Origin of the sequence: Nisaea sp. (assembly GCF_965216895.1) — a bacterium.
Classification (GTDB): domain Bacteria; phylum Pseudomonadota; class Alphaproteobacteria; order Thalassobaculales; family Thalassobaculaceae; genus Nisaea.
Genome location: NZ_OZ244205.1, coordinates 518,853 through 543,660 on the forward strand (window position 1 = coordinate 518,853; position 24,808 = coordinate 543,660).

At 62.8% G+C, this 24,808-nt stretch carries 23 protein-coding genes; all 23 read left to right on the plus strand.

Annotation, left to right across the window (positions count from 1 at the left end; translation table 11 throughout):
* The first annotated feature begins 49 nt into the window (after positions 1-49).
* The 23 genes from ACOOE1_RS02445 to bamA all read left to right on the plus strand — a co-directional run bounded on the left by ACOOE1_RS02445 (position 50) and on the right by bamA (position 24,807).
* On the plus strand, positions 50-1,201 hold the full coding sequence (locus ACOOE1_RS02445; protein ID WP_420404756.1) for an acyl-CoA dehydrogenase family protein: 1,152 nt from the start codon (positions 50-52) through the stop codon (positions 1,199-1,201).
* Entirely contained in the window at positions 1,198-2,265 is a 1,068-nt protein-coding gene (locus ACOOE1_RS02450; protein WP_420404757.1) for an enoyl-CoA hydratase/isomerase family protein, read from the plus strand. Before ACOOE1_RS02445 ends, ACOOE1_RS02450 begins: the two co-directional genes overlap by 4 nt.
* Positions 2,266-2,319: 54 nt before the next feature.
* Positions 2,320-3,201 (plus strand): 3-hydroxyisobutyrate dehydrogenase, encoded by an 882-nt coding sequence (gene mmsB / locus ACOOE1_RS02455; RefSeq protein ID WP_420404758.1) that lies wholly within the window; start codon positions 2,320-2,322, stop codon positions 3,199-3,201.
* Positions 3,202-3,281: 80 nt separating this feature from the next.
* Entirely contained in the window at positions 3,282-3,803 is a 522-nt protein-coding gene (locus ACOOE1_RS02460) for a MarR family winged helix-turn-helix transcriptional regulator (protein ID WP_420404759.1), read from the plus strand.
* A 151-nt stretch (positions 3,804-3,954) separates the two neighbouring features.
* Positions 3,955-5,274, plus strand: coding sequence for a proline--tRNA ligase (gene proS / locus ACOOE1_RS02465; RefSeq protein WP_420404760.1), 1,320 nt, complete (start codon positions 3,955-3,957; stop codon positions 5,272-5,274).
* A 25-nt stretch (positions 5,275-5,299) separates the two neighbouring features.
* On the plus strand, positions 5,300-6,544 hold the full coding sequence (locus ACOOE1_RS02470; RefSeq protein ID WP_420404761.1) for a lipoprotein-releasing ABC transporter permease subunit: 1,245 nt from the start codon (positions 5,300-5,302) through the stop codon (positions 6,542-6,544).
* A gap of 10 nt (positions 6,545-6,554) precedes the next feature.
* On the plus strand, positions 6,555-7,274 hold the full coding sequence (locus ACOOE1_RS02475; protein ID WP_420404762.1) for an ABC transporter ATP-binding protein: 720 nt from the start codon (positions 6,555-6,557) through the stop codon (positions 7,272-7,274).
* A 106-nt stretch (positions 7,275-7,380) separates the two neighbouring features.
* Complete coding sequence (dnaE, locus tag ACOOE1_RS02480; protein WP_420404763.1) at positions 7,381-10,878, plus strand: DNA polymerase III subunit alpha; 3,498 nt, start codon at positions 7,381-7,383, stop codon at positions 10,876-10,878.
* Positions 10,879-10,897: 19 nt separating this feature from the next.
* Positions 10,898-11,203: a hypothetical protein gene (locus tag ACOOE1_RS02485; protein WP_420404764.1), complete on the plus strand. Its 306-nt coding sequence runs from the start codon at positions 10,898-10,900 to the stop codon at positions 11,201-11,203.
* Between the two features lie 72 nt (positions 11,204-11,275).
* Positions 11,276-12,817, plus strand: coding sequence for a M81 family metallopeptidase (locus tag ACOOE1_RS02490; protein ID WP_420404765.1), 1,542 nt, complete (start codon positions 11,276-11,278; stop codon positions 12,815-12,817).
* Positions 12,814-13,485 (plus strand): O-methyltransferase, encoded by a 672-nt coding sequence (locus ACOOE1_RS02495; protein ID WP_420404766.1) that lies wholly within the window; start codon positions 12,814-12,816, stop codon positions 13,483-13,485. The genes ACOOE1_RS02490 and ACOOE1_RS02495 overlap by 4 nt, the downstream gene beginning before the upstream one ends.
* A gap of 70 nt (positions 13,486-13,555) precedes the next feature.
* Entirely contained in the window at positions 13,556-13,915 is a 360-nt protein-coding gene (locus ACOOE1_RS02500) for a hypothetical protein (protein WP_420404767.1), read from the plus strand.
* Positions 13,915-14,217, plus strand: a complete 303-nt coding sequence (locus tag ACOOE1_RS02505) for an SH3-like domain-containing protein (RefSeq protein WP_420404768.1) — start codon at positions 13,915-13,917, stop codon at positions 14,215-14,217. The genes ACOOE1_RS02500 and ACOOE1_RS02505 overlap by 1 nt, the downstream gene beginning before the upstream one ends.
* Entirely contained in the window at positions 14,214-14,882 is a 669-nt protein-coding gene (nthA, locus tag ACOOE1_RS02510; protein ID WP_420404769.1) for a nitrile hydratase subunit alpha, read from the plus strand. Before ACOOE1_RS02505 ends, nthA begins: the two co-directional genes overlap by 4 nt.
* A gap of 171 nt (positions 14,883-15,053) precedes the next feature.
* The gene (gene rpsB / locus ACOOE1_RS02515; RefSeq protein ID WP_420404770.1) at positions 15,054-15,866 is read left to right on the plus strand and encodes a 30S ribosomal protein S2; all 813 of its coding nucleotides are present in this window, start codon (positions 15,054-15,056) and stop codon (positions 15,864-15,866) included.
* Between the two features lie 154 nt (positions 15,867-16,020).
* Entirely contained in the window at positions 16,021-16,947 is a 927-nt protein-coding gene (tsf, locus tag ACOOE1_RS02520; protein WP_420404771.1) for a translation elongation factor Ts, read from the plus strand.
* Between the two features lie 41 nt (positions 16,948-16,988).
* Positions 16,989-17,741, plus strand: coding sequence for a UMP kinase (gene pyrH / locus ACOOE1_RS02525; protein WP_420404772.1), 753 nt, complete (start codon positions 16,989-16,991; stop codon positions 17,739-17,741).
* Positions 17,742-17,743: 2 nt separating this feature from the next.
* Positions 17,744-18,304: a ribosome recycling factor gene (gene frr, locus ACOOE1_RS02530; protein WP_420404773.1), complete on the plus strand. Its 561-nt coding sequence runs from the start codon at positions 17,744-17,746 to the stop codon at positions 18,302-18,304.
* 3 nt (positions 18,305-18,307) lie between these two features.
* Complete coding sequence (locus ACOOE1_RS02535) at positions 18,308-19,039, plus strand: isoprenyl transferase (protein ID WP_420404774.1); 732 nt, start codon at positions 18,308-18,310, stop codon at positions 19,037-19,039.
* A 6-nt stretch (positions 19,040-19,045) separates the two neighbouring features.
* Positions 19,046-19,930 carry a phosphatidate cytidylyltransferase gene (locus ACOOE1_RS02540; protein WP_420404775.1) on the plus strand — a complete coding sequence of 295 codons (885 nt, stop codon included), beginning with the start codon at positions 19,046-19,048 and terminating at the stop codon, positions 19,928-19,930.
* 26 nt (positions 19,931-19,956) lie between these two features.
* Positions 19,957-21,186, plus strand: coding sequence for a 1-deoxy-D-xylulose-5-phosphate reductoisomerase (locus ACOOE1_RS02545; protein ID WP_420404776.1), 1,230 nt, complete (start codon positions 19,957-19,959; stop codon positions 21,184-21,186).
* Between the two features lie 42 nt (positions 21,187-21,228).
* Complete coding sequence (gene rseP, locus ACOOE1_RS02550; RefSeq protein WP_420404777.1) at positions 21,229-22,362, plus strand: RIP metalloprotease RseP; 1,134 nt, start codon at positions 21,229-21,231, stop codon at positions 22,360-22,362.
* Between the two features lie 141 nt (positions 22,363-22,503).
* A complete protein-coding gene (gene bamA / locus ACOOE1_RS02555; RefSeq protein ID WP_420404778.1) occupies positions 22,504-24,807 on the plus strand; it encodes an outer membrane protein assembly factor BamA in 2,304 nt (767 codons plus the stop codon).
* Position 24,808 lies beyond the last annotated feature (1 nt).

Sequence of the window (24,808 nt, forward strand, 5' to 3'; positions counted from 1 at the left end):
CCCGTGAGGCAAGCTCGGAAATGAAGCAAGCGGGCGAGGGAGACAGGGGATGGATTTCCAGATCAACGAAGAACAGCGCGCGATCCAGGACATGGCTCGCGCCTTCACCGCCGAGCATTTCACGCCCAATGCCGCGCGCTGGGACGAGGAGGAGATCTTCCCGGTCGAGGAGATCCGCAAGGCGGCGGAACTCGGTCTCGCGGGGATCTATGTCGGCGAGGAGCATGGCGGCTCCGGCCTGACCCGGCTCGACGCGGCGATTATCTTCGAGGAACTCTCTGCGGGCTGTCCCTCGACGGCCGCCTATATCTCGATCCACAACATGGTCTCCTGGATGGTGGACCGCTTCGGCTCGGACGAGGTGCGGGGCCGCTTCCTGCCGAAACTGACGACGATGGAGCATATGGCGAGCTATTGCCTGACCGAGCCGGGCGCCGGCTCCGACGCGGCGTCGCTCAAGACCAGGGCGGTTCCCGAAGGCAACAGCACGTTCCGCATGAGCGGGGCCAAGGCCTTCATCTCCGGCGGCCCGACGAGCGATGTCTATGCGGTGATGGCGCGCACCGGCGGCGAGGGGGCCAGCGGCGTTTCCTGTCTCCTCGTCGAGAAAGGTGCCGACGGCCTCTCCTTCGGCAAGAAGGAGCGGAAGATGGGCTGGCACAGCCAACATACCTCGATGGTCAATTTCGAGGACTGTCCGGTGCCGCGCGACAATCTCGTCGGCAATGAGGGTGACGGCTTCAAGATCGCCATGGCGGGACTCGACGGCGGACGGATCAACATCGCCGCCTGTTCCCTCGGCGGTGCGCGCGCGGCGCTGGAAGCCGCGTTGTCCTATGCCGGCGACCGGGCGCAGTTCGGCAAGAAGCTGAACGAGTTCCAGGCGATCCAGTTCAAGCTCGCGGACATGGCGACCGAGCTCGACGCGGCGCGCCTGATGGTGCACCGGGCTGCGGACAGCCTCGACCGGAAGGATCCACAGGCGACCAAGCACTGCGCCATGGCAAAACGCTTCGCCACCGACATTTGCTCACGGATATGCAACGAGGCACTGCAGATCCATGGTGGATACGGATATCTTGGCGACTTCCCGCTCGAAAGGCTGGTGCGCGATCTTCGTGTTCACCAGATTCTCGAAGGCACGAATGAAATCATGCGCGTGATCATCGCGCGGAAACTCCTTGCGGATTGGACGGAATGACTGACGACGTACGGTTTGACGTCCGGGGCGGCTTCGGCTGGATCACCCTGGACCGGCAGCGCGCCCTGAATGCCCTGACCCTCGAGGTCATCCGGGGGATGCAGAAACATCTCGATGGCTGGGCCGAGAACCCGAAGGTCGGGGCGATCCTGGTCGAGGGCGCGGGCGAGAAGGCGTTCTGCGCCGGCGGCGACGTCGTCGCGGTGCGCCGCTCGCGTCTCGAGGACGGGAAGGACGGTGCTCCCACACGGTTCATGCTGGAATTCTTCGGCGAGGAATACCGCCTGAACCGGACGATCTCCGAATTTCCGAAGCCCTATGTCGCGCTGATGGACGGAGTGACGATGGGCGGCGGGGTCGGTATCTCCGTGCACGGCACTTTCCGCGTCGTCACCGAGCGCACGCTTTTCGCCATGCCGGAAACGGGGATCGGCCTGTTCCCCGACGTCGGCGGCGGATGGTTCCTGCCGCGTTGCCCCGGGGAGATCGGAACCTATCTGGCGCTGACCGGGGTTCCCGTGAAGGCGGCCGACTGTCTTTATGCGGAGGCGGCGACACATTACGTACCGAGCGACAAGATCGACGCGTTGCGCGACGCTCTGGCGGATCTGCCGTCCGGAGACGAACTTCCCGATGCGATAGCGGCGGTGCTCGGCAAATTTTCCAGATCCATCGGGGACGCTCCCCTCGCGGAGCACCGGGAGGTGATCGACGCCTGCTTCAAGTATGACAGCGTCGAGGAGATCCTGGCCGCGCTCCGTGAGGACGGCAGCGCATTCGCGGGCAAGACGGCTGATCTCCTCGAAACGCGCTCGCCGACCAGCCTGAAGATGACGCTGGAACTGATGCGCCGCGGGGCGCGTTGTGCCAGCCTTGCCGAAGATCTCGAAAACGAGTTCGCTCTGGTGCAGAGTTTTCTCGCTGGAACAGATTTTTTTGAAGGTGTCCGGGCTCTTCTCGTCGACAAGGACCGGGCGCCGAAATGGTCGCCCGCCAGCCTCGATGCGGTCGGGAGCGAGATGATCGAGGCGTATTTCTCGGGCGACGGCAAGGCCATGCTTTGACACCTGACGGGACATGCGCGCGCAAGGAATAAGGCAAGACAGGGAGCAGGGAACATGACGATCATCGCCTTCATCGGCCTCGGGAATATGGGCCTTCCGATGGCCAGGAATCTTGTGGCGGCGGGGCATGATGTCCGCGGCTTCGACCTTTCCGCGGACAGCCTTGAAAAGCTGGAAACGGCGGGCGGCACCCCGGCGTCCAGCGCAGCCAGTGCGGTTGCCGGCGCCGACGTGGTCGTCACCATGTTGCCTGCCGGAAAGCATGTTCGGTCTGTCTATGACGAGAGCGTCTTTCCGAACGCTGCGGCGGGCACGCTGTTCGTCGACTGCTCGACCATCGATGTCGATACCGCCCGCGCAGTGGCCTCGGATGCGTCCGCGAAAGGTTTCGCCATGCTCGACGCCCCGGTCTCCGGCGGCACGGGCGGGGCCGAGGCCGGAACGCTGACTTTCATGGTCGGCGGGGAAGATGCGGCCTTTGCGCAGGCCCGCCCGCTGCTCGACATCATGGGCGCGACGGTGGTGCATGCCGGAGCCAGCGGAAGCGGTCAGGCGGCAAAGATCTGCAACAACATGGTGCTCGGAATTTCCATGATTGCGGTTTCCGAAGCCTTCGCCCTTGCGGACAAGCTTGGTCTGGACCGGCAGAAGCTCTTCGACATCAGTTCCAAGTCTTCCGGCCAGTGCTGGGCCATGACGAGTTATTGCCCGGTCCCCGGGCCGGTCCCGACCTCGCCGGCAAACCGCGATTACCTCCCGGGCTTTTCCGCAGCCATGATGCTGAAGGATCTCGACCTGGCCCAGCAGGCAGCCGAGTCGGCAAAAGCCACAACTCCAATGGGGAGAAAGGCTGCGGATTTCTATGCTGCCTTCGTCGAGGAAGGGCACGGCGCCCTTGATTTCTCTGCGGTCTTCAAGAAGCTGCGTGGCAATTAGGTTGCGTATTTGGCGTATTTAACGCTACAAGAATGGCATTATTGTTGCGAATTCTAATCTAATTCGGAGTTCGGAAGCCAATGCACGGCGAGACGACACCGAACCTAACTGCGGCGGACCCGTCTGTGATCAAGAACGAGTATCTCGAAGCGATCAAACTCATCGAACGACTTCATCGGCAGTTTCTCGAAGTCGTGAAAATGGAACTCGACCGTAAAGGGATCGAGGACATCAACAACATCCAGGCTTTGATCCTTTTCAATATCGGTAGCGAGGAACTGACTGTCGGTGAACTGACGAACCGCGGCTATTACCTCGGTTCCAATGTGTCCTACAACGTTCGGAAGATGGTCGAGAATGGCTATCTGGTGCAGGAGCGCTCGGCTCATGACCGCCGGTCGATCCGGGTGAAGCTCTCCGACAAGGGGCTTGAGCTTTGCAGTTTCGTCTCCGACATGTTCGATCGCCATGCGGCGGAACTGGGCGAGGCCGACGGCAGTCCCGAGCGGCTGACCGAATCGAGCAAGACCTACCGCGAACTCGAGCGCTTCTGGATGGGGTTGCTCAACTTCGGAATCCGCGGCGGAATACCCCCGGTTTGAGCCTGTTCGGCCGGATCCGATCCTGAAGACATCGTAGGTGCGCGGCCGGCTTTCCGGCCGCGTTTTCGTTTGGACAGCCGATAGCCCATTCCATAGAGTGTCGCGGCTGTGTGCCGCCCCGGTTCAAGAGCTTCTGACCACAGAGGAATCCATGCGTCTATCCGCTTATTTCTTGCCAACCCTCCGGGAAAACCCGAAAGAGGCGCAGATCGTCTCGCACCGCCTGATGCTCCGGGCGGGCATGATCCAGCAAGCCAGCGCCGGGATCTATTCCTGGCTGCCGCTTGGGTTCAAGGTGCTCCGGAAGATCGAGCAGATCGTGCGCGAGGAACAGGACGCGGCGGGCGCGCAGGAAGTTCTCATGCCGACGATCCAGTCCGCCGATCTCTGGCGCGAGAGCGGGCGCTACGACGACTACGGCCGGGAAATGCTCCGGATCACGGACCGGCATGATCGCGACATGCTCTACGGGCCGACCAACGAGGAACTGATCACCGACATCTTCCGGACCCATGTGCGCAGCTACAAGGCGCTGCCGCTGATGCTCTATCACATTCAGTGGAAGTTCCGGGACGAGGTCCGTCCCCGTTTCGGCGTCATGCGCGGGCGCGAGTTCCTGATGAAGGATAATTATTCCTTCGATACCGACTATCAGGGGGCGGTCGATTCCTACAACCGGATGTTCGTTTCCTACCTGAAGACCTATGCCCGCATGGGATTGAGCGCAATTCCGATGAAGGCCGATACCGGTCCGATCGGCGGTGATCTTTCCCACGAATTTATCGTGCTGGCTGATACCGGCGAGAGCGGCGTGTTCTACGACAAGGCCTGGGAAACTCAGGATTTTGCCAATATGGACGTGAATTACGCGGACATGGGCGAAGTGAACGGCATCGTCGAGAAATACACCTCGCTCTATGCCGCGACCGACGAGAAGCACGATGCGGCAACCTGCGGCGTCGCTGAGGCGAACCTGAAGGAACGGCGAGGCATCGAGGTCGGGCAAATCTTCTATTTTGGCACCAAGTATTCCGCCCCCCTCAACGCCGTCGTTTCCACGTCCGAAGGCGAGGAGGTTCCGGTCCATATGGGCTCCTACGGTATCGGTGTCTCGCGCCTTGTCGGTGCGATCATCGAGGCGAGCCACGACGACAAGGGCATCATCTGGCCGGAACAGGTTGCGCCGTTCAAGGTCGCCGTCGCCAATCTCAAGTCCGACGACGAGGGCTGTACCGCGGTCTCCGAGGACCTCTACGCGAAGCTCTCGAGAGCCGGCATCGAGACGCTGATCGACGACCGTGATGAGCGCCCGGGCGCCAAACTCGCCAATCTCGACCTGATCGGCGTGCCCTGGCAGATCCTTGTCGGCCCCCGGGGACTCAAGTCCGGCGTGGTCGAGATCAAGAACAGGAAAACCGGAGAGGTCGAGGAAATGACCCCGGAAGCGGCGCTGAATAAGTTCGCTTCCTGATCGGAGACCGGCGAAGGGGATCGTCATGTTCGGCACTTTCGAGCGCATGGTGGCCATGCGATACCTTCGCTCCCGCCGCCAGGAAGGATTTATTTCCGTCATTGCGGGATTTTCGCTGCTCGGCATCGGCCTCGGCGTTGCGACGCTGATCATCGTCATGTCTGTGATGAACGGTTTCCGGGCCGAGTTGATCGGCCGGATCCTCGGACTCAACGGCCATATGTCGGTCTATAGCAAAGGCGCGCCGATGCAGGGCTTCGACGATCTGGCGGTCCGGATCGGCGAAATTCCGGGGGTGATCACGGTGACACCACAGCTCGAGGGCCAGGTCATGGCGATGGCGAATGGCATCGCCTCCGGCGCCCTGGTGCGCGGCCTCCGGGCGAGTGCGCTGCTCAGCCGTCAGATCGTGCCGGACAACATCACCACCGGCTCGCTGGAGGAATTCAGTTCCAGCAGCGGCGTCATCATGGGGGCCCGTCTTGCGCGTCGTCTCAGGGTCGGGGTCGGGGACAAGATCACTCTGATTTCGCCCAGCACGACGACAACGGTGATCGGCAGCGTGCCACGGATGCGTGCCTTCACCGTCGCGGCGCTGTTCAATGTCGGCATGTACGAATACGACAATACTTTCATCTACATGCCGCTCGGGGCGGCGCAGATCTTCTTCAAGAGCGGCAATGCGGTCAACGCGGTAGAGGTGATGGTCGACGATCCGCAGCGCGTCGACGAATTGCGCCTGCCGCTGACCAAGGTGATCGGGGCGGACAAGTACGCGGTCGATTGGAAGCAGCAGAATTCGAGCTTTTTCAATGCGCTCGAGGTCGAGCGCAATGTCATGTTCCTGATCCTGACCCTGATCATCCTGGTTGCCGCCTTCAATATCATCTCCTCGATGATCATGCTGGTGAAGGACAAGGGGCGGGACATCGCAATCCTGCGCACCATGGGGGCCTCGAAAGGCATGGTGATGAGGGTTTTCTTCATGTCCGGGGCCAGTATCGGGGTGATCGGCACGGTTGCCGGGGCCGTCCTTGGTCTGGTCTTCTGCCAGAATATCGAGGCGATTAGGCAGGGGCTGCAGAGCCTGACAGGGACCGAGCTGTTCTCCGCCGAAATCTATTTCCTCTCCAAGCTTCCTGCGGAAGTTGATCCGATCGAAGTGATCACGGTGATCGCGATGGCGCTGTTCCTGACCTTCGCGGCCACGATCTACCCGGCCTGGCGCGCCTCGCGGCTCGATCCGGTGGAAGCGCTCCGCTATGAGTAGGGGGGCGGGCATGTCCGATATCGAGCGGATCGCGGCAGGCGGTTCGTCAGGCGACGCGGTATTGGAACTGCGCAACGTCTCGCGCAGCTTCGAGGATGCCGGCGGAACCCTGACCGTGTTGCAGAACGTCAATCTCTCCCTGACGGCGGGCCAGGTGACGGCGCTCGTCGGACCGTCCGGAGCCGGCAAATCGACCCTGCTGCATATTGCGGGCCTGCTGGAAGCGCCGACCTCCGGCCGGGTTTTCTTCCGGGGTCAGGATTGCGCTGATGCGAGCGATTGGGAGCGTACCCTGATCCGGCGCGACGGCATCGGCTTCGTCTACCAGTTCCACCACCTGCTGCCCGAATTCTCGGCGCTGGAGAACGTGATGATGCCGCAGCTTATCGCGGGGCTGTCGCGGAGCGAGGCGCGGGAGCGAGCGCGTCAGCTGCTCGATCTGGTGGGATTGACCGAGCGGGAGACCCATCGTCCGGCAAAACTTTCGGGCGGCGAGCAGCAACGGGTCGCCATCGTGCGCTCGATCGCCAATGTGCCGTCGGTCCTGCTTGCGGACGAGCCGACCGGCAACCTCGATCCGCATACGGCCGAGGAAGTCTTTCACCAGTTGCGCCGGATCATTTCGGCGACGGGAATCGCCGCGCTGATTGCGACTCACAACCATGAACTCGCAAGCTCGATGGACCGTGTGGTCGAGCTTCGAGATGGCACGCTGAATCTCTACAGATAATAAAAATCAATAAGTTAGGGGTCGTGTTTAGGCGTTCGCGACCTGTTCCCGCTGACGTCGTCCGGGTCCTGTGAAACACTTTCGGCCTCAGATCTTCGAGGGCCTCATGTCTCACGCCGACTTCGTTCATCTCCGGGTCCATTCCGCCTATTCGCTGGCCGAAGGGGCAATCAAGGGCAAGGAACTCGTTTCGCTCGCGGTACGGCACGGAATGCCGGCCGTGGCGATGACGGATTCCGGCAACCTTTTCGGCGCCTTGGAATTCGCGGTGACGGCCTCGGGCTGCGGGGTCCAGCCGATCGTCGGGGTGCAACTCGCGATCAGGCGCGGGGAGTCCGAACCCCGCGGCAGCCTGAAGGTGGTCGGCGGCACCGCGCATACCCCGAACCAGACAGACCAGATCGTCCTGATCGCGCAGAACGAGCGCGGTTACAAGAACCTGATGGAGCTGGTCAGCCGATCCTACACCATGACCGACCCGGGCGAGTCGCCGCGCGTGCCGTTCGACGATCTCGAGGGGCGGAGCGACGGATTGATCGCGCTGACCGGCGGCCCCGCCGGCAAGATCGGCCGCCTGTTGCTCGAGAACCGGTTGGAGGAGGCCGAGACCGCGCTGCTCGATCTGAAGGCGCTGTTCGGCGACCGGCTCTATGTCGAGATCCAGCGCCATTTCCTCGATGCCGAGCGGCGCAGCGAGGCGGGCTTTCTCGATCTCGCCTACCAGCACGACATTCCGCTGGTCGCGACCAATGAATGCTATTTCGCCAGCGAGGAGATGTACGAGGCGCATGACGCGCTGCTCTGCATTGCCGAGCGCACGACGATCGGCAATGCAAACCGCCGCCGCGTGACGCCGCATCACCGCTTCAAGAGCGCGGAGGAGATGCGCGAGCTGTTCTCCGACCTGCCGGAGGCGGTCGACAACACGCTCGCCATCGCGCGGCGCTGCAGCTTCATGCCGGAAAAGCTTGCGCCGATCCTGCCGCCGTTTGACACCGTCGGTGGCCGGAACGAAGCGGAGGAATTGCGCGCGCAGGCGGAGGAGGGGCTTAGGAAACGGCTCGAGGCCCATGTCTTTTCCGAAGAGATGGACCAGACGGCCCGCGCTGAGGCGGCCAAACCCTACGAGGAACGGCTCGATTTCGAGCTCGGGGTCATCGAGCAGATGGGCTTTCCCGGCTACTTCCTGATCGTCGCGGACTTCATCGGCTGGGCCAAGAAGCAGAACATCCCCGTCGGACCGGGTCGCGGGTCCGGCGCGGGCTCGCTCGTCGCCTATTCGCTCACCATCACCGATCTCGATCCGCTGCGCTGGGGGTTGCTGTTCGAGCGCTTCCTCAATCCCGAGCGCGTCTCGATGCCGGACTTCGATATCGATTTCTGTCAGGACCGCCGCGGCGAAGTGATCGAATATGTGCAGAAGCGCTATGGGCGGGACAAGGTCGCGCAGATCATTACCTTCGGCAAGCTGCAGGCGCGGGCGGCCCTGCGAGACGTCGGCCGGGTTCGCGAGATGCCCTATGGGCAGGTCGACCGGATCTGCAAGCTGGTGCCGAACAATCCGGCCAATCCGGTGACCCTTGCCGAGGCGCTGGAGGTCGAGCCGGAACTCAAGCGCCAGCGCGACGAGGACGAAGAGGTCGGCGACCTCATCCGGATCAGCCTGCAGCTCGAAGGCCTCTACCGGAACGCCTCGACCCATGCCGCCGGTGTCGTGATCGGCGACCGGCCGCTACACGAGCTTGTGGCGCTCTACCGCGACCCGAACTCCGACATGCCGGCGACCCAGTTCAACATGAAGTGGGTCGAGCAGGCGGGGCTGGTGAAGTTCGACTTCCTCGGCCTGAAGACGCTTTCTGTGCTGCAGACTGCGGTCGACCTCCTGAAAAGGCGCGATATTCATATCGATCTCTCGAAGGTTCCGCTCGACGACAAGCGAACCTACGAGATGCTCGGGCGCGCGGAATCGACGGGCGTGTTCCAGCTGGAAAGTACCGGCATGCGCGACGTGCTGCGCCGGATGAAGCCTGACCGCTTCGAGGACATCATTGCGCTCGTCGCCCTATATCGTCCGGGGCCGATGGCGAACATCCCGAAATACATCGCCTGCAAGCACGGCACGGAGCAACCGGACTACATGCATCCGGTGCTGGAGCCGGTGCTGAAGGAAACCTTCGGCATCATGATCTACCAGGAGCAGGTGCAGCAGGCCGCCCAGCGCCTTTCCGGCTATACGCTCGGCGGCGCCGATCTTCTGCGCCGCGCCATGGGCAAGAAGATCAAGGAGGAGATGGACGCCCAGCGCGAGACCTTCGTGAAAGGCGCGGTCGAGCAGAACGTGAAGGCGGAGAAGGCCTCCGAGATCTTCGATCAGATCGCAGCCTTCGCGGGGTACGGCTTCAACAAGAGCCACGCGGCGGCCTATGCGCTGGTTGCCTATCACACGGCGTATCTGAAGGCCAACTATCCGGTCGAGTTCCTCGCCGCCTCGATGACCTACGACATGAACAACACCGACAAGCTGAACGTCTTCCGCCAGGAGATCCAGCGCCTCGGCATCCAGCTGCTCGGCCCGGACATCAACAGGTCCTTCGTCGAGTTCGTCCCGGAGGAGATGCCAGGCGGGGAACTCGCGATCCGCTATGCGCTGGCGGCGATCAAGAATGTCGGCGAGAACGCGATGGAAGCGCTCATAGAGGAGCGCAGCGAGAAGGGCCCGTACAAGACGATCGGCGAATTCGCCGGGCGGATCGACGGCACGGTTGTCAACAAGCGCCTGATGGAGAATCTTGTGCGCGCCGGGGCCTTCGACTGCATGACCCAGAACCGGGGACAGCTCTTCGAGAGCGTGGAGAAGATCCTGCGCCACGCCAATGCCGCCTCGGCGGAGCGGAGTTCGGACCAGGTCAGCCTGTTCGGCGGCCCGTCCGGCGCGCCGGAACCGGAAATCGCGCTTGCCGACAGGCTCGACTGGCCGGCGATGGAGCGGCTGAAGGAAGAGTTCGACGCCATCGGTTTCTATCTCTCCGCCCACCCGCTCGACGCCTATGGCGCTTCGCTCGAACGGCTCGGCGTGGTGCGCTCTGACCAGATCGTCGCGACGGTGAAGGAAAAGGGCAACTCGGCCCGGATCAACATCGCGGGAATCGTCGTCGGCGCGCGCATCCGGACGTCCAGTCGGGGCTCGCGCTACGCCTTCGTGCAACTGACAGACCAGGCCGGCGTCACGGAGGTGACCGTGTTCTCCGAGGTCCTGGCCGTCAGCCGTGAGCTTCTGGAGGCCGGGCAGTCGGTGCTGGTGAAGGCCGATGCGCGGATTGAAGACGAGGGTATCCGGCTAACCGTCTCGCGGATCGAGGCCCTGGACAAGGCCGTGTCGGGCACCGCCGCGGGGCTCAAGATTTACCTCCGCGACATGGCGCCGATTCCTCACATTTCCGAAATGATCGCGAAGGAACGGCCCGGCCGGGGTAAGATCAAGCTTGTCGTGGATACAGATGACGAGGAGGTCGAGTTGGCGCTCGGCAAGACCTACAACATCTCGCCGGATTTTCGTGCCGCGGTGAAGTCGCTGCCGGGCATTCTCGACGCGCGTGACATCTGAGGCGGGACCGGCTTCTGGCATGGACGTGCTTGTTCAACGGATCCTTTTCCTGACCGGCGCGGTCGCGGTGGCCTTTGCCGCGGCCTACAGTCTTTATTCGCTCTGGGAAGAACATACCGCGACGGGTCGCTGCTTCTCGGCGGAACGGAAGCTGGAACAGCACCGTTTCGGAATGGATCTGCAGCAAGCCATGAACCTTGCGGACGAAGAGGCCAACCGGAGGCGTTCGGCCGAAATCTGCCTGACGGACGACGGTGCGTGCCTGGAGGGATTCGCCGACGACCAGAAGGATTTCTGCAATGGGCTATTCGCGTCCGGGGGCTAGGCAGGCGCTTGTTCGCGTCTTAGGCTGACGCTCCTTCCTGCCGCGCGGCACAACCCACCGGACTGGCGTCTCATGAGCAAAAAACGCATCGCAATCTGCGGGTTCAATCTCGAATCCAACCGCTTCGCCCCGACCTGCTCAAGGCAGGATTTCGAGGAGAACATGTACTTCCGCGGCGCCGAAATCGACAAGCAGGCCCGCGCCGAATACCCCTCGATCCATCTCGGGATTTGCGGCTTCTACGACATCATGGACGAACAGCTTGGCGGTCCGACAGGCTGGGAGCCGGTGCCGGCGCTGGTTATCGGCTCGACTCCGGCGGGGCCGGTCGAGGAAGGCTTCTTCACCGAATTTCTCGCAGAGTTGCGGGCGGAACTGGAGGCGGGCGGCAAGGTCGACGGCGTCTATATCTGCGAGCATGGCGGCGCCTGCGCGACCCACACGCACGACCCCGACGGCGATGTCTTCCGGCTGGTGCGCGAGGTCGTCGGGCCCGACGTGCCGGTGATTGCCACCCTCGATCTCCACGCCAATGTCTCCGACGAGATGATGGCGGCCACGGATCTCATGATCGGCTACCGCACCAATCCGCATGTCGATCTCTACGAGCGCGGCTGCGAGGCGGCGAAGGCCATGCTGGAGATGTTCGGCGGGGTGAAGACGGCATCCTACAAAGTTCGTCTGCCACTGGTCGCTCCCTCCGTCACCCAACTCACCGCAGAGGGCCACCCATACGGTGACCTGATCCGACTCGGTCAGTCCAAGCTCGATGAGAGCGTGATGAACGTGACCTGTCTCTCCGGCTTCGCTTTTTGCGACACGCCGAAGAACGGAATGACGGTGATCGTGACGACACGCGGTAACGAAGCCGACGCTAGAGAGGTCGCGACCGATCTCGCGGAAGCGGCCTGGGCAGACCGGCACCGCTATGTGCCGAAGATGATGACACTCGCGGAGGCAACGGCGTTGGCGAGAGCGGTTGGCGATGACCCGGCGCGCGACACTGTTCTTTTTGCCGATCCTGCCGACAATCCTGGCGGCGGCGGACGCGGCAACACGACCTATATCCTGAAGTCCTTCATAGAGGCCGGTGTGACCGGCTGTACGCTGGCGGTGTTTTTCGATCCGGCGGCGGTGCGCGCGGCCCACAAGGCAGGCGTCGGGGCAAACATCGACATCACGCTGAATGCGGAGGAAGAGAACGAATTCTCCGGCAAGCTGGATGTGAGTGCGGAGGTCCTGCATCTCTCCGACGGCATCTTCGTCGGCAATCACGGCATGGTCGAGGGCAAGACCACCGATCTCGGCGCGACGGCCGTCCTGAAGATCGGCGGCATCAAGCTGGTCTGCATCACCAAGCGGACCCAGTGCCTTTCGCCGGACTATCTGAGTGCCTTTGGCATCGATCCGAACGGGGAGCGCTGCATCGTGGTGAAGTCGCGCGGTCATTTTCGCGCCGGATTCGCCCACATGTTTCCGCCGGAACGCATCGTCGAGATCGATGTTCCCGGCCTGACATCGCCCAACCTCGCGAACTTCGACTGGAAATACATCGAGCGGCCGTTCTTTCCGGTCGATGGGGAGCGGGCGACCTGGGACAGGAGCAAGGCATGAGCGACCGGCAGACCTGGGAGGCCGTCGACGATTACTTCACCCAGACCCTGGTGCCGGAGCAGGCGGCTTTCGGGAAAGCCCTTGATGCCAGCGACGCCTCGGATCTCCCGGCGATCAGCGTTTCCGCCAATGTTGGCAAGTTCCTGCAACTGCTGGTCCGTATGATCGGTGCGCGGAAGGTGCTGGAGGTCGGCACGCTCGGCGGCTACAGCACGCTCTGGTTCGCGAGCGCGCTGCCGGAAGACGGCAAGGTGGTGACGCTGGAATACGAGCCGCTGCATGCCGAGGTGGCGCGCGGCAATTTCCGCGAGGCGGGGTTTTCGGAGCGCATCGAGGTCCGCGTCGGGGCCGCGCTGGAGAGCCTGCCGGGCGTGGCGGCGGACGGGATCGGCCCGTTCGATCTCGCCTTCATCGACGCCGACAAGAAGAACAATCCCGGCTATTTCGAATGGGCCGTGAAGCTCGTGCGGCCGGGCGGGCTGATCCTGATCGACAATGTGGTGCGAGGCGGCCGCGTTCTGGACGCGGCGACCCGCGATCAGGACGTGCAGGGGGTGCGCCGTGTGCTCGAGATGATCTCGAAGGAGCCGCGGGTGGATGCGACTGCGCTGCAGCTTGTCGGTATCAAGGGGTATGACGGGCTCGCGATCTGCCTCGTCAAAGCGTAATCTCAGCGGCCTTGCGCCGGTAAAGGGCTCTGGCAAGATGGAGCCATCGACAAGAGAGGGAGCGACGGCAATGGAACGCGACTTCACCGCACGCGGGCACCACGATATGGGCGGGCTCGATGCCGGCGAGATCGATCGTGAGGAGCACGATTACGCGCTCTGGGAAAAGCGGGTCGATGCGCTGATGATGCTCTGCACCAACAGGCTGAAACTCATGACCGTCGACCAGCTCCGCAAGGGCATCGAGGCGCTGCCGCCCGAAGCCTACGACAATATGACCTATTACGAGCGCTGGATCTCCTCCGTCACCAATACCCTGCTCGAGCGCGGCGTGTTCTCCGCCGACGAACTCGGCGCGAAGATGGAAGAGGTGAGGGCGCGCTATCCGGATGGCGTGATGCCCGGCGGCGCGGCCGGGGGAGGCTGCTGATGGCCCGTTTCGCCGCCGGAGACCGGGTGAGGGTCCACAGGCAGTTTCCGCCGACCCCGCCGAGCCATATCCGCACCCCCTATTACATTCGCGGCCTTACCGGCACCGTGGAACGGGTCTGCGGGGCCTTCAAGAATCCGGAAGAACTGGCTTTCGGGCGGCCGGGAACGCCCGAGGTTCCGCTCTACCGGGTGCGTTTCAGGCAGAAGGACGTCTGGCCTGACTATGAAGGCAACGAGGCGGACAAGATCGAGATCGAAATCTTCGAGTTCTGGCTCGACGCAGAGGGAGACGAGGCATGAGCGGCGATCATCATCATCATCACCACGATCACGATCATGATCATCTGCACCCCTACGATCCGGAACACCATCATCCGCACCGTCCGGACCAGGACGACACGATGACTTATTACCGCCTGATGGAAGAGGCGGTGCGCGAGCTCATGATCGAGAAGGGGCTGGTGACGCCGGATGATATCCGCGCCGAGGTCGAGGCGATGGATGCGCGGGTCCCGGCGAACGGCGCGAAGGTGGTGGCGCGCGCCTGGATCGATCCGGAGTTCAAGAAACGTCTGATCGAGACCCCCAAAGAGGCGATTGCCGAGGTCGGGCACGATATCGGGCCGATGAAGCTTGTTGTCCTCGAGAACACGCCCGAGGTGCACAACGTCGTCGTCTGTACACTCTGTTCCTGTTATCCGCGCTGGATCCTCGGCATTCCGCCGGACTGGTACAAGAGCCGGTCCTACCGTTCCCGCGTCGTCCGCGAGCCGCGGACGGTGCTTCGGGAGTTTGGCACCGAGATCGCGGACCACCGCGAGGTCAGGGTCCACGACAGCACCGCCGACATGCGCTATTTCGTGCTGCCGATGCGGCCTTCCGGGACGGAGGGGATGAGCGAGGCGGAGCTCGCCGCACTGGTCCATCGGGATGCGATGATCGGGGTGACCGAGGTCTCCGCCTGAGCAAAGCGCTCTTCACCCTTGCATTTCTCGGCCGGGGGCATTAGAACCCGCCGCATTCATCACGCACACGGGTGTGCGCGGTGCCGGGGAGACATCCCGGCGCAGCGCTCCGGTGTCGGGACAGGTGTCCCGGCAAAATCCGTGGAGGCATAACCGGAGAAAGACGGAAAGATGAGCGTCCCCACGTTTACGATGCGCCAGCTGCTCGAAGCCGGCGTCCATTTCGGCCACCACACGCGCCGTTGGAACCCGAAGATGCAGGAATACATCTTCGGCGTCCGTAACAATGTCCACATTCTCGACCTGCAGCAGACGGTGCCGCTTCTGCATCGCGCCCTTGCCGCGATCCGCGACGTGACCGCGTCCGGCGGTCGTGTGCTCATGGTCGGCACCAAGCGCCAGGCCGCCGACGTCGTCGCCGAGACCGCGTCCAAGGCCGGCCAGTACTATGTCAACCACCGCTGGCTCGGCGGCATGCTGACCAACTGGAAGACGATCTCCAACTCCATTCGTCGCCTGAAGGAGCTGGAAGAGCGCTTCGAACAGGGCATGCAGGGCCTGACAAAGAAGGAGCAACTGAACCTCTCCCGCGAGCGCGAGAAGCTCGAGCGTGCCCTCGGCGGCATCAAGGAGATGGGCGGTCTTCCGGACATCATGTTCGTGATCGACACCAACAAGGAACAGCTGGCGATCCAGGAAGCCAACACCCTCGGCATTCCGGTCGTGGCTGTGCTCGACAGCAACTCCGATCCGAAGGGCATCTCCTATCCGATCCCGGGTAACGACGACGCCATGCGCGCCGTGACCCTGTACTGCGAATTGGTGGGCAATGCCGTGCTCGCCGGTCTGCAGGAGGAAATGACCGCGTCCGGCGCCGATATCGGTGAGTCGGAAGAAGCGCCGGCCGAGCCGGCCGTGGAGGCCGCCGAGGAAGCTCCGGCGGCCGAAGGCGAAAAAACCGGGGCGGAAGCCGCAAGCGCCTGAACCGGTCCGGTTTGGTAAACTTGTTCGTGACAGCGGCGGCACGCGAGGGCGGAGCCGCCGCCGTTACGAGGTGGGTTCGAAAAGTTACGATTGTCTGACAGGCCGGGGACGCCAGCAGGGCGCCGGGCCGCTTGAACAAGAAAAGAGGAAGACGATGGCTGCTGTCACCGCTGCGATGGTTAAGGAACTCCGCGAGAAGTCCGGCGCGGGCATGATGGATTGCAAGAAGGCGCTTGGCGAAACCGACGGAAATATCGAAGCCGCGATCGACTGGTTGCGCACGAAGGGCCTCGCCGCCGCCGCCAAGAAGTCCGGCCGTGTCGCCGCCGAAGGCCTCGTTGCCGCCGCGACCGACGGTGCCAGGGGCGCGCTCATCGAGGTCAATGCCGAGACCGACTTCGTCGGCCGCAACGCCGATTTCCAGGGCTTCGCCTCCACACTCGCCGGTATGGTCCTTGCCAATGGCGACGATGTCGACGCGCTGAAGGGGCTCGCCTATCCGGACACCGAGCGCACGGTCGAGGAGCAGCTCACCCACAATATCGCCACCATCGGCGAGAACATGAGCATCCGCCGCGCCGCGACCATCTCGGTCGATAACGGCGTCGTCGTGCCGTACGTGCACAGCGCGGTCGTGCCGGGCCTCGGCAAGATCGGCGTGCTGGTCGCCCTCGAGTCCACCGGCGATGCGGGCAAGCTGGCCGATCTCGGCAAGCAGATCGCCATGCACATCGCCGCGACCTCGCCGCAAAGCCTCTCCACGGACGATCTCGACCCGGAAGTCGTCGAACGCGAACGCGCCGTTCTGGTCGACCAGGCGAAAGCCTCCGGCAAGTCCGAGGAAATCGCCCAGAAGATGGTCGAGGGCCGGATTCGCAAGTTCTATCAGGAGGTCGTCCTGCTGGAGCAGACCTTCGTGATCGACAACGAGACCAAGGTCGCCAAGGTCATCGAGAATGCCGCGAAGGATGTCGGGGCTCCGGTGAAGCTGGTCGGCTTCCGCCATTTCGTGCTTGGCGCCGGCATTGAAAAGGAAGAAGAAGACTTCGCCGCCGAAGTCGCCGCCACCCTGGGCAGCTGATCGGCAACGACGGACGCGGACAGAAACCGAGGGAGCAGGAGATGACGGCGATTGAGCAAGTTCAGGAGCCGGCGGCTCCCAGATACAAACGGGTTCTGTTGAAAATCTCGGGCGAGGCCCTGATGGGCGACAGGTCCTACGGCCTCGATCCGGACATGGTCTCCCAGGTCGCGCATGAGATCAAATCCGTGTGGGACCTGGGCGGCGAGGTTTGCGTCGTCATCGGCGGCGGGAACATCTTCCGTGGCGTCTCTGCCGCAGCCTCCGGGATGGAGCGGGCGACCGCCGACTATATGGGCATGCTGGCGACGGTGATGAACGCGCTCGCCATGCAGAGCGGGCTCGAGAGCATCGGTGTGCCGACCCGGGTCCTTTCAGCGCTTCCGATCTCCGCCGTCGCCGAGCCCTATATCCGCCGGCGCGCCATGCGCCACATGGAGAAGCGCCGGGTCGTGGTGTTTGCGGCCGGAACCGGCAATCCGTTCTTCACCACCGATACAGCCGCCGCGCTGCGTGCCTCGGAAATGGGCTGCGATGCGATGCTGAAGGCGACCAAGGTCGACGGTGTGTACGACGCCGATCCGGCGGTCGCGAAGGACGCGGTCCGCTACGACCACCTGACCTATATGGACGTGCTCTCCCGCGACCTCCGGGTCATGGATGCCTCGGCCATCTCCCTCGCCCGGGAGAACGGCATTCCGATCCTTGTCTTCTCGATACAGAATGTGGGAGCCTTCGCGGATGTCATCCGCGGACGCGGTACCTTCACAATCATAAGCGAAAAGGCCGATTAACAATGTCTGAAGGACCCGATCTCGACGATCTCAAGCGCCGGATGGAAGGCGCTCTGACCGCTCTCGAAAAGGAATTCCAAGGATTGCGCACCGGTCGTGCGTCGGTCAACCTGCTCGAGCCGATCATGGTCGACGCCTATGGTGCGAAGATGCCGATCAACCAGGTCGGCACGGTCGGCGTTCCCGAGCCGCGCATGCTCACCGTCCAGGTCTGGGACAAGTCCATGACCAAGGCTGTCGAAAAGGCGATCCGGGAATCCGATCTCGGGCTGAATCCGCAGGTCGACGGCCAGTTGCTGCGCATTCCGTTGCCGGATCTGTCCGAGGAACGCCGCGGCGAACTGGCGAAGGTTGCTGCGAAATACGCCGAGTCGGCCCGTATCGCCGTCCGCAATGTACGTCGAGACGGAATGGACGGCCTTAAAAAGGCCGAAAAAGACGGCGACCTTTCCCAGGACGAAAAGCATCTCTACGAAGAGGAAGTGCAGGAGATGACCGACAAGTACGTCTCCCGCATCGACGAGGCGCTGAGCGTCAAGGAAAAGGAGATCATGCAGGTCTGATCGATGGCGGAGTCTGACGCACGAGAACACACAAAACATCCGCGTCATGTCGCCATCATCATGGACGGCAACGGGCGCTGGGCCAGCGCGCGCGGATTGCCGCGCACGGTCGGTCATCAGCGTGGCGCGGAAGCGGTCCGGCGCACGGTCGAGGCGTCTCTGGAACTGGGGATCGGTTATCTGACCCTGTTCGGTTTTTCTTCCGAAAACTGGAAGCGCCCGAAGACCGAAGTGCTCGACCTGATGGGGTTGTTGCGGCGCTATCTGAAGAGCGAGATCGCAGAACTGCATGAAAAAGGCGTGCGGTTCCGGGTGATCGGCGATCGCGCGCGGCTCGATCAAGATATCGTCTCCCTGATCGAACAGGCGGAATGTCTGACCGGCGGCAACCGCGCGCTGGTGCTGACCATCGCCCTCAGCTACGGCGGACGGGACGAGATTGCCGGGGTTGCCCGGCGCCTGGCGGCGATGGTGTCCGAGGGCGCGCTCCGGCCGGAGCAGATCAGCGAGCAGGTGTTCGCCGAGAATCTGGAAACCGCCGATATCCCGGATCCCGATCTTCTGATCAGGACCAGCGGCGAGAAGCGCATATCCAACTTCATGCTGTGGCAGTGCGCCTACTCGGAGTATGTCTTCCTGCCGACGCTCTGGCCGGATTTCGGAAAGGATCAACTGATCGAGGCAATCGATGAGTTCTGTCAGCGGGACCGGCGCTTCGGCGCTGCCGTCGGCTGACCCGGAATGCCGGTCCGGGACAATGGCGCGGCAGGTGACGATGCCGGAAGCAAATCCGATCCGGCCCCGGCATGGCGGTCCCGCGAGCTTCTGCTGAGAATTCTCTCTTCGGCGGTCATCCTTCCGCCGGTCGTTCTCCTCTTCTGGGTCGGCGGACCCTATTTCCTCGCACTGGTCACTGTCGTTGCGGCGGCGATGGCCTGGGAATGGGCCAATCTCGTCGCGCCGCGCTGTCCCGCGAGCCTGCGTCGCCTGGCCGGACTGATCGGCGCGCTCATGGTGCTGGCGGCGTCGCTCGCTTTCGAGAAGCCAGGCGCACTGGTGATGCTGATCGCACTCCCGCTCGCGTTCGCGCTTGCGGTCAGGATCGGCTCCGGGAACTGGACGCCTCAGCTTTTGCCGGGTCTTTTTCTCGCCCTATGCCCGACGATTGCGATTCACTGGATACGGGAAATGCCGGATCTGGGACTTGAAACCGCGCTCTGGCTTGCCTTTTCCGTTGTTGTCACCGATATCGCTGCTTACGGCGCGGGGCGGACCATCGGAGGTCCGAAGCTCTGGGCCCGCGTCAGTCCGAGCAAGACCTGGGCGGGACTGTTCGGCGGCATGGCCGGAAGCGCCGCTCTCGGCGCCGGTCTCGGTTCTCTTGTCGCGCCGGCCGATCCGCTCTTGCTCGCGGGCCTGGGGGCGATTATCGCCGTCCTTGCGCAGGCCGGAGATTTCGCCGAATCCGCCGTCAAACGTGCCTTCGGCGCGAAGGATTCGGGCCGGCTGATTCCCGGACACGGGGGCATTCTCGACCGGGTGGACGGACAGATTGCCGTGTTGCCCGTGGCGGCGGCATTGATGCTGCTGTCGGGCAAGAGCATGCTGCTCTGGTCGTGGCCGTGAACGCGAAACTGCAATCGGCAGACGTAATGCAAGAGTCGGACAGGAAGACGGTTTCCATACTCGGGGCGACCGGATCGATCGGCGGCAGTACCGTCGATCTTCTCCAGGCGAACCCGGAGCGTTTCGCTGTCGCGGCGCTGACCGGCGGACGCAACGCGGCGCGGCTCGCCGAATTGTCGCTGGCCTTGCGTCCCGACTTCGTCGCCATTGCGGATCCGTCCCGTTATGGCGCGCTGAAGGAGGCCTTGTCCGGCAGCGGGATCGAGGTGGCGGCCGGGGACGAAGCGGTGTGCGAAGCGGCGGCCCGCCCGGCGGACTGGGTGATGGCGGCGATTGTCGGCTGTGCCGGCCTGTTGCCGACGCTGACAGCGGTGCGCCGCGGCGCCACCGTGGCGCTTGCGAACAAGGAATGCCTCGTTTCCGCCGGCGACATCATGATGCGCGAGGTCGCCGCGGCCGGTGCGACGCTGTTGCCGGTCGATTCCGAGCACAACGCGATCTTCCAGGTGTTCGAGCAGCGTCGGCGCGATGCGATCGAGAAGATCGTCCTGACGGCGTCCGGCGGGCCGTTCCGGGATGCCTCCCTGACGGAAATGGCCGGCAAGTCGCCGGCCGAAGCCGTTGCGCATCCGCGCTGGGACATGGGTGCGAAGATCTCCGTCGATTCCGCGACCATGATGAACAAGGGGCTGGAGGTCATCGAGGCGGCGCATCTCTTCGCGCTGACGGAGGACCGGATCGACGTCCTGGTGCATCCGGAATCGATCGTTCACAGCCTGGTCGCATACCGGGACGGATCCGTTCTGGCGCAGCTCGGAACGCCGGACATGCGCACGCCGATTTCCTATGCACTGGCCTGGCCCGAGCGCATGCAGACCAATGTCCGCCCGCTGGATCTCTCGGAGATCGCGACGCTGACCTTTTCCGCGCCCGACACGGCACGGTTTCCGGCGCTTGCTCTGGCGCGAGAAGCACTCAGATCTGGCGGTGCAATGCCGGCGGTCCTCAATGCGGCGAACGAGATCGCGGTTGAAGGATTCCTCTCCGGAAATCTCGGATTTACGCAGATCGCCGAACTCGTCGAAGACGTTATGGAGGCCGCCGATCCCTCTGCTCCAGGGTCGATCGACGATGTGATCGAACTCGACCTGGAAATCCGCGGCGCCGCCGCGAGGCGGCTTGCGCGGCGCGCCACGTCCGGCGGTAGCCCGCCGGACACTGACAGCGCCATTGAGATCGGCGCCGGTCGTCTCTAAATAGAACCAACATCCACGAAAACGCCGAAGGTCGTGTCCATCATGGAATTCCTGTCCGGTTTCGCCGGGAGCCTGATCCCGTTTCTGCTGATCCTGACCGTGCTCGTTTTCGTTCACGAACTCGGGCATTACTGGGTGGCGCGGCGCACCGGCGTGAGGGTCGAGGTGTTCTCTATCGGTTTCGGACCGGAACTCTTCGGCTTCGACGACAAGCACGGGACCCGCTGGAAGTTTTCCGCGATCCCGCTCGGCGGATATGTGAAGATGTTCGGCGATGCCGATCCCGCCAGCGCGACCTCCGAAGGATTGTCGGAGATGACGCCGGAAGAAAAGGCGGTCTCGTTCCATTACAAGTCCGTCGCCCAACGGACCGCGATCGTCGCGGCCGGGCCCGCGGCGAACTTTCTGTTCGCCATCATTCTGCTCGCCGGGATGTTCATGGTCGTCGGGCAGCGCTATGCGCCGGCGACGATCGACGAGGTGATGGCCGGAAGCGCTGCCGCCGAAGCGGGCCTGGTCGCGGGCGACCGGGTGCTTGAGGTTGATGGCACGGAAGTCACGCGCTTTGCCGACCTGCAAATGGTCGTGCGCGAGAACCCTGGCACACCGCTGCCGATGCGCCTGCAGCGCGGCGATGAGGAACTGACTCTATCCGTTACGCCGAAAGAGGTGGTGACCGAGGACAATTTTGGCAATGTCCTGCGCTTCGGACAGCTTGGCGTGCGCAGCAACAACGTCGAGTTCGTGAAGCACGGGCCCGCGGCGGCGCTCTGGAACGCGACTCTGGAAACCTACAATCTGACGGCGCAGACGCTCCGGGCCGTCGGGCAGATGATCACCGGCGCACGCGGTACAGAAGAACTCGGCGGGCCGATCAAGATCGCACAGATGTCGGGCGAGGTGGCCAAGACAGGCTGGGCCATGACCTTCTGGTTCATGGCCGTTCTCTCGGTCAATCTGGGCCTTATCAATCTGTTCCCGATTCCGGTCCTCGACGGGGGGCATCTCGTGTTCTACGCGGCCGAGGCGATTCGGGGGAAGCCGCTGAACGAACGATTCCGTGAATATGCTTCCGTCGCCGGACTGTCGCTGGTGATTGCGCTGATGGTGTTCGTGACCTGGAACGACATCGTCAACCATCCGCTCGTGCAGAGAATTGGTAATATTTTCGGCTGACCCGGGGCGGCTGCGCTTCGATGCTTCGGAAGATTTCGAATTTTCAACGGAATCACCGGTTTAATGAGTGTTCCATCCCGTCTATAGTCCGCCACCGAGCTGACCTTAACAGGGTTATAAGAATTGATGGCGGAGTTTGACGTGTCGGCACGACTGGCGCTTGCCCGTTCGTTTGTTGCCATTGCGGTCGTTGCGGCGTGTTTCCTTACGGCGCCGCTGCTGCCCGGTACCGTCGCGTCCGCCACGGCGCAGACCATGCAGATCGACGAGATCGAAGTGGTCGGGACCCAGCGCGTGGATCCGGACACTGTCCGCTCCTACATGTCGGTGAAGGTGGGCGACACCGCGGATGCCGTGATGCTCGACCGCTCCCTCAAGGCTCTCTTCGGTACCGGCCTATTCGCCGATGTCAGCATTCGCCCCGAGGGACGGCGCCTGACCGTTACCGTGGTCGAGAACCCGGTGATCAACCGTATTGCCTTTGAAGGCAACAAGCGGATCACCGACGACGAAATCGAGCGAGAGGTCGAATTGCGGCCGCGGCGGGTTTTCACCCGGACCCGCGTGCAGCAGGACGTGCAGCGCATTCTGAATGTCTACCGGCTCAGCGGACGTTTCGCCGCCACCGTCGAGCCCAAGGTGATCCAGCTCGAACAGAACCGCGTCGATCTCGTGTTCGAGATCGACGAGGGACCGCTGACCCGGATCCGTTCGATTTCCTTTATCGGCAACAAGACGTTCAGCGACTCGGATCTGCGGGACGTCATCCAGACCAAGGAATATGCGTTCTGGCGCATCCTGACCACGACAGACACCTATGACCCGGACCGCCTGAGCTTCGATCGCGAACTGCTCCGGCGTCATTATCTCAGCGAGGGATATGCGGATTTCAAGGTTGTGAACGCGGTTGCCGAACTGACGCCCGACCAGCGTGATTTTGTTGTCACCTTCACAGTCGAGGAAGGCGAGCAATACACTTTCGGTGACATTGATTTCGACATCCGGCTGAAGGGCATCGAGGCGGAGGCGCTCCGCCCAATGATCGAAACCATTCCCGGCGATACCTACGACGCCGATCTAGTCGACGATGCGGTCGACCAGATTACCGATTATCTCGGGACCCTCGGATTTGCGTTTGTCGATGTGCGTCCGCAACCGACCCAGGACCGCGAAGAGCGGACCGTCGCGATTACGTTCTTCGTCGGTGAGGGGCCGAAGGTCTTTGTCGAGCGTATCAATATCGAAGGCAATGTCCGCACCCTCGACCGGGTGATCCGGCGAGAATTCCAGCTTGCCGAAGGGGACGCCTTCAACACCTCGAAAATGCGCCGCTCAAACCGCAGAATCCGAAATCTCGGATTCTTCAAAAAGGTGGATGTTACCAACCAGGAAGGCTCGCAGCCGGATCGGACCGTCATCACGGCCACCGTGGAAGAACAGTCGACCGGAGAGATTTCATTCGGCGTCGGATATTCCACCGTGGACAGCATTATCGGCGATATCGGCATCCGCGAGCGCAACCTGCTCGGACGCGGCCAGGATCTGCGCGTCAAGTTCTCGGGCTCGGTCAATCGCCAGCAATTCGATGTCGGTTTCACGGAGCCGTATTTCATGGACCGCGATGTGGCCGGCGGTTTCGACCTGTTCCGGATCCTCCGTGACGAAACCGACGACAGTTCCTTCAAGGAAGAGAGCTCCGGTGTCCGTCTCCGTGCGGGGTACGAACTGGCCGACGACCTACGACACTCGGTGAACTATCTACTCAAGACGACGGAAATCAGGGATGTCGAGGACGATGCCTCTCGCTTCGTCCGAGATCAGGAAGGCTCCGAGACGGTCTCGCAAGTCGGGCATGTGCTTTCCTACGACACGAGGGACAATCGGTCGGATCCGACAGAGGGGCTGTTTGCGAGTATTGCCAACGATCTTGCCGGACTTGGCGGCACCGTCGCCCATCTGCGGACCAATCTGCGCGGTGCCTATTACGTCCCCATCTACGAGGACTATGTCCTCGGTCTGATCGGAGAGGGCGGCTACATCTTCGGTCTTGGGGAGGATGTCGGAATCGCCGAGCGCTATTTCGTCGGCGGGAACAATTTCCGCGGTTTCGCCCGCAACGGTATCGGCCCCCGGGACTCCACCAGTGGTGACGCGCTGGGCGGGAATACTTACTATGTCGGTACTGCCGAGGTCGGCTTTCCGCTCGGGCTTCCGGGCGATCTGGGAATCAAAGGCTTCGTCTTTACCGACGTCGGTTCGCTCTATGGCATCGACGAGAGCGGCGCCGAAATTGTCGACAGCTCGAAATTGCGGGCATCCGTCGGCACCGGTATCGCTTGGGCCACGGCTTTCGGTCTGATACGCATCGATGTCGCACAAGCAGTTTTGAAGGAAGATGTCGATGACACTGAAATCTTTAGGTTCAGTTTCGGAACGCGCTTCTAGG